8 protein-coding genes are annotated in these 7,118 nt (G+C 58.7%); 2 read left to right on the top strand and 6 right to left on the bottom strand.

Translation table 11 applies throughout. From position 1 onward, the window contains the following. Positions 1-85 (top strand): IS3 family transposase (locus tag ABRP95_RS02450; RefSeq protein ID WP_239317516.1); only part of this gene is annotated, 85 nt, incomplete at its 5' end. A 79-nt stretch (positions 86-164) separates the two neighbouring features. Here the strand turns inward: ABRP95_RS02450 and tsf are convergent. Next, complete coding sequence (gene tsf / locus ABRP95_RS02445) at positions 165-977, bottom strand: translation elongation factor Ts (RefSeq protein ID WP_349838897.1); 813 nt, start codon at positions 975-977, stop codon at positions 165-167. 305 nt (positions 978-1,282) lie between these two features. Continuing rightward, a complete protein-coding gene (gene rpsB / locus ABRP95_RS02440) occupies positions 1,283-2,116 on the bottom strand; it encodes a 30S ribosomal protein S2 (protein ID WP_284769593.1) in 834 nt (277 codons plus the stop codon). 391 nt (positions 2,117-2,507) lie between these two features. Here rpsB and ABRP95_RS02435 point away from each other — a divergent pair, with 391 nt between their 5' ends. Beyond that, entirely contained in the window at positions 2,508-3,029 is a 522-nt protein-coding gene (locus tag ABRP95_RS02435; protein ID WP_284796013.1) for a M23 family metallopeptidase, read from the top strand. Between the two features lie 7 nt (positions 3,030-3,036). Here ABRP95_RS02435 and ABRP95_RS02430 read toward each other — a convergent pair whose 3' ends face one another. Genes ABRP95_RS02430 through ABRP95_RS02415 form a run of 4 tightly spaced genes read right to left on the bottom strand, consistent with a single transcriptional unit; the run spans position 3,037 to position 7,105 of the window. Then, positions 3,037-3,954 carry a tyrosine recombinase XerC gene (locus ABRP95_RS02430; RefSeq protein WP_284850024.1) on the bottom strand — a complete coding sequence of 306 codons (918 nt, stop codon included), beginning with the start codon at positions 3,952-3,954 and terminating at the stop codon, positions 3,037-3,039. A 22-nt stretch (positions 3,955-3,976) separates the two neighbouring features. Beyond that, positions 3,977-5,158, bottom strand: a complete 1,182-nt coding sequence (gene dprA / locus ABRP95_RS02425; protein WP_284796011.1) for a DNA-processing protein DprA — start codon at positions 5,156-5,158, stop codon at positions 3,977-3,979. Beyond that, complete coding sequence (locus ABRP95_RS02420) at positions 5,155-6,720, bottom strand: YifB family Mg chelatase-like AAA ATPase (RefSeq protein ID WP_284864393.1); 1,566 nt, start codon at positions 6,718-6,720, stop codon at positions 5,155-5,157. Before ABRP95_RS02420 ends, dprA begins: the two co-directional genes overlap by 4 nt. Beyond that, the gene (locus ABRP95_RS02415; RefSeq protein ID WP_284864394.1) at positions 6,707-7,105 is read right to left on the bottom strand and encodes a YraN family protein; all 399 of its coding nucleotides are present in this window, start codon (positions 7,103-7,105) and stop codon (positions 6,707-6,709) included. The genes ABRP95_RS02420 and ABRP95_RS02415 overlap by 14 nt, the downstream gene beginning before the upstream one ends. Between the last annotated feature and the right edge of the window lie 13 nt (positions 7,106-7,118).

The following is a 7,118-nucleotide window of genomic DNA, read 5'->3' as shown; positions in this document are numbered from 1 at the left end:
CAACACCGAACGCATCCAACAACGACTCAAGGGCCTGACCCCGATGCAATATCGGAATCAGACCCTTGAACCCCTCACCGCCTAGAATTAAACCAGTCCAACTTTCGGGGGCCAGTTCAGATATTCCTCCCGTGGGCTTTAAAGGCTAAAAAGCGGGCTTAAACTTAAGCGCCAACCTCGTAGCGGACGAAGCCGGTAATGGTGGTGCCGGCCTCTTCTGCGACCTGCTTGACGGTCTTCTTGTTATCGGACAAGGAAGCCTGCTCCAGCAAGACAACGGACTTGTAGAAGCCGTTCAGGCGGCCTTCCACGATCTTTAGAAGAGCAGCCTCAGGCTTGCCCTCCTCACGAGTGGTGGCCTCAGCGATGGAGCGCTCCTTCTCGACGATCTCTGCAGGAACGTCTTCGCGCTTCAGATACTCAGCGTTCATAGCTGCAATCTGCAGTGCGGCAGCGTGTGCGCCTTCCTTGTTGCCTTCGTAGGAAACCAAGACACCGACTGCAGGAGGCAGGTCAGCGGAACGCTGGTGCAGGTAGACAGCAACATTGTCGCCATCGACAGTGACTGCACGACGTGCCTGCAGCTTCTCACCGGTCTTTGCGGATTCCTGGTCAACGAACTCGGAGACCTTCTGGCCGTCGATCTCTACGTTGTTGAGTTCTTCCGGGGAGTTAGCCTTGGCTGCGGCTGCAGCTTCAACAATCTTGTTAGCGAAGGACTGGAAGCCTTCGTTCTTTGCCACGAAGTCGGTCTCACAGTTGATCTCAACCATGGTGTTGCCGGATACGGCAACGAGACCTTCGGTAGCCTCGCGGTCAGCACGCTTGGACACGTTCTTAGCGCCCTTGATGCGCAGGAATTCAACGGCCTTGTCGTAGTCGCCGCCGTTTTCTTCCAGGGCCTTCTTGCAATCGAGCATGCCGGAGCCAGTTGCTTCGCGCAGTGCCTTCACGTCTGCAGCAGTGTAGTTCGCCATAGTTAGGGCGATCCTCCTTGAAAATCAATCAGTGTTCGTTGAGACAGCGTAGCCGAAGTAGCGGTCTCGCGCCGTCTTTGGGTGGGGAAATCTACCCCATTTTGCCTTCATCAATGCGGTCGTACTGAGGCTAATTTTAGCCGCCTCCAGCATAGATAAAAGTAACCCCCACCGCCGTAGCACACGGTGGTAGGGGTCAGGTAAACAGCCTTGTACAGGAATTATTCCCTAGCTGCCCCACACCAAAATGTGCGTGGGGTATTCAATTAAGTGCAGTTAAGAAAGAATCCTCACAAGAGGCAGGCCTACTGTGCAGGCTTGTCTGCGGGTGCTTCCTCGGTCTTTTCTGCAGAAGCAGGATCGGATGCGGCTGCAGCAGCCTCAGCATCGCGCTGTTCCTTCTCTGCGGAATCGCCGGCAGCTTCCTTAGCGGCTGCAAGCTGACGCTCCTCGCGAGCCTTCTTACCTTCTTCGACGGCAGAAGCCACGATGCCGGACAGCAGCTTGGTGGAACGGATTGCGTCATCGTTGCCCGGAATCGGGAAGTCAACATCATCTGGGTCGCAGTTGGTGTCCAAGATGGCAACAACCGGGATGTTCAGCTTGTGAGCTTCCTTAACCGCGATGTGCTCCTTGTTGGTGTCAACAATCCACAGTGCGGACGGGGTCTTAGCCATCTCGGAGATGCCGCCCAGAACGCGCTCAAGCTTGGCGCGCTCGCGGTTAAGCATCAAAACTTCCTTCTTGGTACGGCCCTTGTAGCCGTCCTCACGCTCATCCATAGCCTGAAGCTCCTTCATGCGCTTCAGACGCTTGGACACGGTCTGGAAGTTGGTGAGCATGCCACCCAACCAACGGTGGTTGACATAAGGCATGCCGACGCGGGTTGCTTCTTCAGCAACTGCTTCCTGCGCCTGCTTCTTGGTGCCAACGAAAAGGATGGTGCCACCGTGAGCGACGGTTTCCTTAACGAATTCGTATGCCTCATCGATGTAGGTCAGCGTCTGCTGCAGGTCGATGATGTAGATGCCGTTACGGTCAGTGAAGATGAAACGACGCATCTTCGGGTTCCAGCGACGGGTCTGGTGGCCAAAGTGCACACCAGCGTCGAGGAGCTCGCGCATGGTTACAACTGCCATGATTCGCTCGCTTTCTTTTAATTGTCTTTCGGTTTTTCCAAATGTGCGGTGTTTTATTCCGCACCCTAGCAACGAAGGCCCTGCTAACACCTTGTTTCCAAGGACCACGTCAGCTATCGGACCGCCACATCCTTAATGCAGGATGCGACAACTTCGTCGCGCGTAGTCAATGCCTCCGTGATGATTACCACCCAGCGGACACACTGCTATAGAAGACAATAATCCCAGCCAGCTGGATTTTCCAAACCGAACGAGCACTTTTCCACAAGTTCCTCTGGCCGCTGCATCTCGATTGTCACTCGAGTTTCTTCCGCCCCAACGCTGTCAATTTATCCACAGCTAATCCACGCTTCGCAGGACAATATTGGCCCAACGCTTCACACTGTGCCCCATGAACCGTTTGCTACGACCACACAACAACGCCGCTTGCCGATGCCCCCTTCTCCCCTCCGTCACCACCATCCTGACTGGTGCGCTAGTGCTACTGTGCGCTGCGCCCGCTGCCGCATATGTCGATCCCGCCTCCGGAAAGACGCGCCCGGTTCGGGTGCTACGCGGCTTTGATAAGCCCGAGCATAAGTGGAGCGCCGGACACCGCGGCGTCGATATGGCCCTGCGAATAGGCGGTACCGTCGTCGCCGCCGAATCAGGCACCGTAGCTTTTGTCGGCACCGTAGCGGGCACCCCGGTTATTTCGATTGACCATGCCGATGGTATTCGCACCACGTATCAACCCGTGCACGCGAGCGTTACCCAAGGCCAAGAGGTGCGCGAGGGCCAAACTATAGGCAAGCTCGGCCACCCAGTAGACGGCACACCAGGGCTGCATTGGGGCGCCCGAATCGCCAAAGACAGCTATATCGACCCACTAAGCCTGCTAGATATGCCGGTCATCCGGCTTAAGCCTTTATGAGAATTACTCAGGCCCGCGGGTGCGCCTGGGAATAGACCTGCTTTAACCGCTTTGCGGAGACATGCGTATAAATCTGTGTGGTACTCAAGGATGAATGGCCCAGTAGCTCTTGGACCACGCGCAGATCCGCCCCGCCTTCTAGGAGGTGAGTAGCCGCAAGGTGGCGCACCCCGTGCGGTGTTAGCCCGCTTGTGCCCGTAACCGCTGCGGCTTTTTCCACGATACGTCGCACCTGGCGCTGATCAATGCGCGCTCCCCTACTGCCCACAAAAATGGCCTGGGTATCTCCCCGCGCCAGTTCTTTGCGCCCGCCATCTATCCACTGCTGCAGGGCATCGGTTGCGGCGGTACCGAAGGGCACGACCCTTTGCTTGTTTCCCTTACCAGTAACGCGCGCGGTGGAACGCTTAAAGTCCACGTCCCCGATATCGAGGCGGGCCAATTCCGCAACGCGCATTCCGGTGGCATAGAGCAGCTCCAAAATGGCGCTATCGCGCTGAAAATGGGCTTCATCGACTGAAACGGCGTTGCCCACAAGTTCACCCGCCTGTTGCGGCGCCATGACCGTTGGGAGATGCTGGCCCACCTTCGGTGTTACCAATCGTGCCGCGACATCACGGCTTAGGTAGCCTTCCCTTTCCGCCCAGGTAGAAAAGGCTTTAACTGAGGCAGTCCTGCGTGCCAGCGTTGCGCGCGCTTTGCCTTCTGCAACCGCGTTGCCCAGCCACCGCCGCAGGTTATTGAGATTAAAGTCCGCAAAAGTATCGATGTCTTGGGCCAGGTTTTTTAAGTCCGCGCGGTAGCCACGCACCGTGGCCTCCGCACGGCCTTTGACCTGGAGCTGGAAGTCCGCAAAATCCTCGATGGCCTCATCCATTTGTCCCACCGGAGCATTGCTTTCTGCAGCCTTCCGTTTATCACTCATACCCCATGAGTTTACTTCCTTTTCAGCCCATCTCTAAGCGAACCCAGTTATTTCCTTCCCGCACGATCACGCACATTTTCTCTAGGGTAAGCAATAAGTGGATAGTAAGAGGAAGGCGGAATCCCGCGTCGCGTGCAATATCTTCAGCGGTGGCTGCAGGGCGTCCCGGCGGCGGGGTAGCATCAAAAACACGTAACTCATTCCGCGATAGCCGCTGCGTTAAGGACGCCGCAAAATTCATCTCATATTGCGCCTCCGGATCGACCGTCCCGGCGCGGCTGACTAGGGCGCGAACTTCATCGGCGCTGGCGACCAACTGGGCCCGCCCGTCTTGGATGCGCTGGTGGCACCCGAGCGAGCCGCTCGTCGTAATTGGTCCCGGCACGGCCATGGCAACGCGCCCTAAAGCTTCCGCCCAGTTGAGGGTATTAAGCGCGCCGGAACGATACGCGGCTTCCATGACCACGATTCCTTGGCTCAGCGCTGCAACAAGGCGGTTGCGAATAAGGAAGCGATGCCGCTTGGGTGCTGTCTCGGGGGCAAATTCGGAGACGATGCAGCCATTATCGGCAATCTGATCGAAGAGTCCACCATTGCGGGCCGGATAATTCTTGTCGATTCCGCATGCGGCTACCGCAACGGTGCGCCCCGCATTGTGTAAGGCGGTCTCATGCGCCACCGTATCTACTCCCAAGGCGCCGCCGGAGACGATCGTCCATTCGTGGTTTACCAGGCCTGAGACCACGCTTTGGGTTGCCTGCCACCCATAGCGCGAAATGGCGCGCGTGCCCACGATCCCTACGGCCTGCCCTACCTCGGGTTTGAGTGCTGAGCCGCGTACCCACAAGCTATGTGGCGGCACTGCTTGTTCATCGAATGTGGCCGGCGCGTCCGCGCCATTCTGGTAGAAACCGAAGGCGGAAGAGAATTCCTCTGTCGGCCACTCCGGGCTATCGGCCGTAATCAAGCGCGCCCCTACGCGCTCTGCCGCAGCGAGATCTTCTTTTTGCCGCACCCAATCAAACCGCGAGGCGGTGCGGGCCAAAAGCGGCCCGATCCAATCGGCTCGGTGATAAATCCCGTGGGCAATCTCTTCCGCCGAATGGTGCTCCAGCAAGGCCTGCAAGGAGGCAGACGGGCCCTCAACCACGCGATTGAGATATACCCACGTGGCAAGTGGAGTGGATAAATCAAGCTCACTCATGCCGAAATCCTCCCCACCGTCTGGCTCGAGCGAAGGTCGAGGGCTTGGCCCACTTCCGCAAGATCCGGCCTAGAGCTTCCGTGCAGATCGGCCAAGGTCCACGACACGCGCAGGATGCGGTCGATACCGCGCTGCGAAATCTCGCCTTCGGCTAAGTAGGCAGACAGCATGATCATCGCGGACTCGGAAGCTGGGCGGTGTCGGCGCAAATAGGACGAGGACACGGCGCCGTTGACGCGTGCCGGAATGTCATCAGCTGCCCAGCGTGCCCGGGCGCGGTCACGGGCTGCGGCGACGCGCTCAGCAATGGCAGAAGATGATTCTTCGCCCTCCGCGTTAATGGTGGCTGACTGCCCAGACAGGGTGACCACCATGTCCAAGCGGTCACGCAAGGGCCCAGACAGGTTCGATAGATAATTAAGCCGGTCATGCGGATTGCAGGTGCATTTAGAGGGATCCTCGGCAGCGCACCGGCAGGGATTGGCGGCCATAATGAGCTGGAAACGCGCCGGGTAGTCTATTTCTTGCTGCGCGCGTGCTAGGCGGACATGGCCTTCTTCTAAAGGCGCCCGCATGCCGTCGAGGACCGGTGCGCTTACCTCGCTGACTTCATCGAGGAAGAGCACCCCATTATGGGCCAGGCTCACCGCACCTGGGCGAGGATGGCCACTTCCACCACCAAGGAGCGCTGCGCGGGTGACCGAAGAGTGCGGGGCGATGAAGGGTGCGTGGGACACCACTTCACCAGGGGTTCCCGTCAGCGAGTGGACCGCAGTGGTTTCCACCATCTGGTCTGGGCTTAGCGCCGGAAGAATGCTGGGCAGGCGCGAGGCGATCATGGATTTTCCCGAACCCGGTGGGCCGATCATCAACAGGTGGTGCCCACCGGCGGCGGCGACTTCTGCAGCCCACTTGGCATGGTGTTGCCCGGCTATATCGCAGAAGTCTAGCCGCTCCTGTGCGGGCGCCGCTGCAGGCTGGTCAGAGCAGCACTCGGCCGCGCGGGGCAGGTCGCGCTCTCCTAGCGCCCACGCAAAGGCATCAAAGAGCGTAGCTGCAACCAGCACATTCATATCGGGCACGAGGGTGGCCTCGGCGGCATTTCCTGGCGGAATAACCAGCGTAGTAATGCCCTCCTCGCGGGCGGCAAGAAGTGCTGGGATAATGCCGGGGACTGCTCTAACCGTGCCGTCCAGCCCCAGTTCCCCGAGCACCAAGGTTTCTTCGAGAACCCGGCTGGGTGCCTGCACGAAGCGCGCGTAATCAGCGCCGTGCTGTTCTACGTGGGCGGCGAGAATCGCAAGGGCCATGGGCAGGTCAAAGTGGGAGCCTGATTTTGGTAAAGAGGCCGGCGACATGGACACGATGACCTTGGTTTTCGGCCACGGCAGGCGGGAGTTCGCGGCGGCGGTCTTGATGCGGTCGCGGGATTCAGATATCGCAGTATCCGCATGCCCCACCACATGGATTCCGGGAAGCCCGTGCCCCACATTCGCTTCGACGTTGATAACGCGGGCGAGCACGCCGTGTAGGGAGACTGCTAAACATTTACCGAGAGCCATCCTCGACCCCCGTAAAGTGTTCTAGCTCAAAGCCCTCGCCTTTGGCCACGAGGGCTATGACATCAAAGCGCACTGTGGAAAATGGCTTGCCATCTAACCATTGGACGGCGGCCCTGCGCATGCGCGAAAGCTTGTGTGGAGTTACGGCCTCAGCTATGCCAAAGCTCGCTGTAGAGCGGGTTTTCACCTCGACGAAGACGATGGTGCCATCTGGCTCGCGGGCGATCAGATCGATTTCTCCCACGCGGTAGCTAACATTGGCGGCGATGATCTCGGATCCGCGCTGGCGGAGGTAGCGCGCGGCGAATGATTCGCCCCGCTTGCCTAGCTGTTGTCTATGCCGAGGACGTTTCGTGGCCAAGTGTTTATCTGATGCAAATTGCATGTGCGGTCTCCTT

Origin of the sequence: Corynebacterium sp. KPL2895 (assembly GCF_040225815.1) — a bacterium.
Taxonomy (GTDB): domain Bacteria; phylum Actinomycetota; class Actinomycetes; order Mycobacteriales; family Mycobacteriaceae; genus Corynebacterium; species Corynebacterium rhinophilum.
This window is presented reverse-complemented; position numbering and strand designations above follow the sequence as displayed.

Bases quoted from the DNA above. Each gene is read 5' to 3' on its own strand.
- ABRP95_RS02435 (WP_284796013.1), top strand. From the start codon at position 2,508: ATGAACCGTTTGCTACGACCACACAACAACGCCGCTTGCCGATGCCCC.
- tsf (WP_349838897.1), bottom strand. From the start codon at position 977: ATGGCGAACTACACTGCTGCAGACGTGAAGGCACTGCGCGAAGCAACT.
- dprA (WP_284796011.1), bottom strand. From the start codon at position 5,158: ATGAGTGAGCTTGATTTATCCACTCCACTTGCCACGTGGGTATATCTC.
- ABRP95_RS02415 (WP_284864394.1), bottom strand. From the start codon at position 7,105: ATGCAATTTGCATCAGATAAACACTTGGCCACGAAACGTCCTCGGCAT.
- ABRP95_RS02420 (WP_284864393.1), bottom strand. From the start codon at position 6,720: ATGGCTCTCGGTAAATGTTTAGCAGTCTCCCTACACGGCGTGCTCGCC.
- rpsB (WP_284769593.1), bottom strand. From the start codon at position 2,116: ATGGCAGTTGTAACCATGCGCGAGCTCCTCGACGCTGGTGTGCACTTT.
- ABRP95_RS02430 (WP_284850024.1), bottom strand. From the start codon at position 3,954: ATGAGTGATAAACGGAAGGCTGCAGAAAGCAATGCTCCGGTGGGACAA.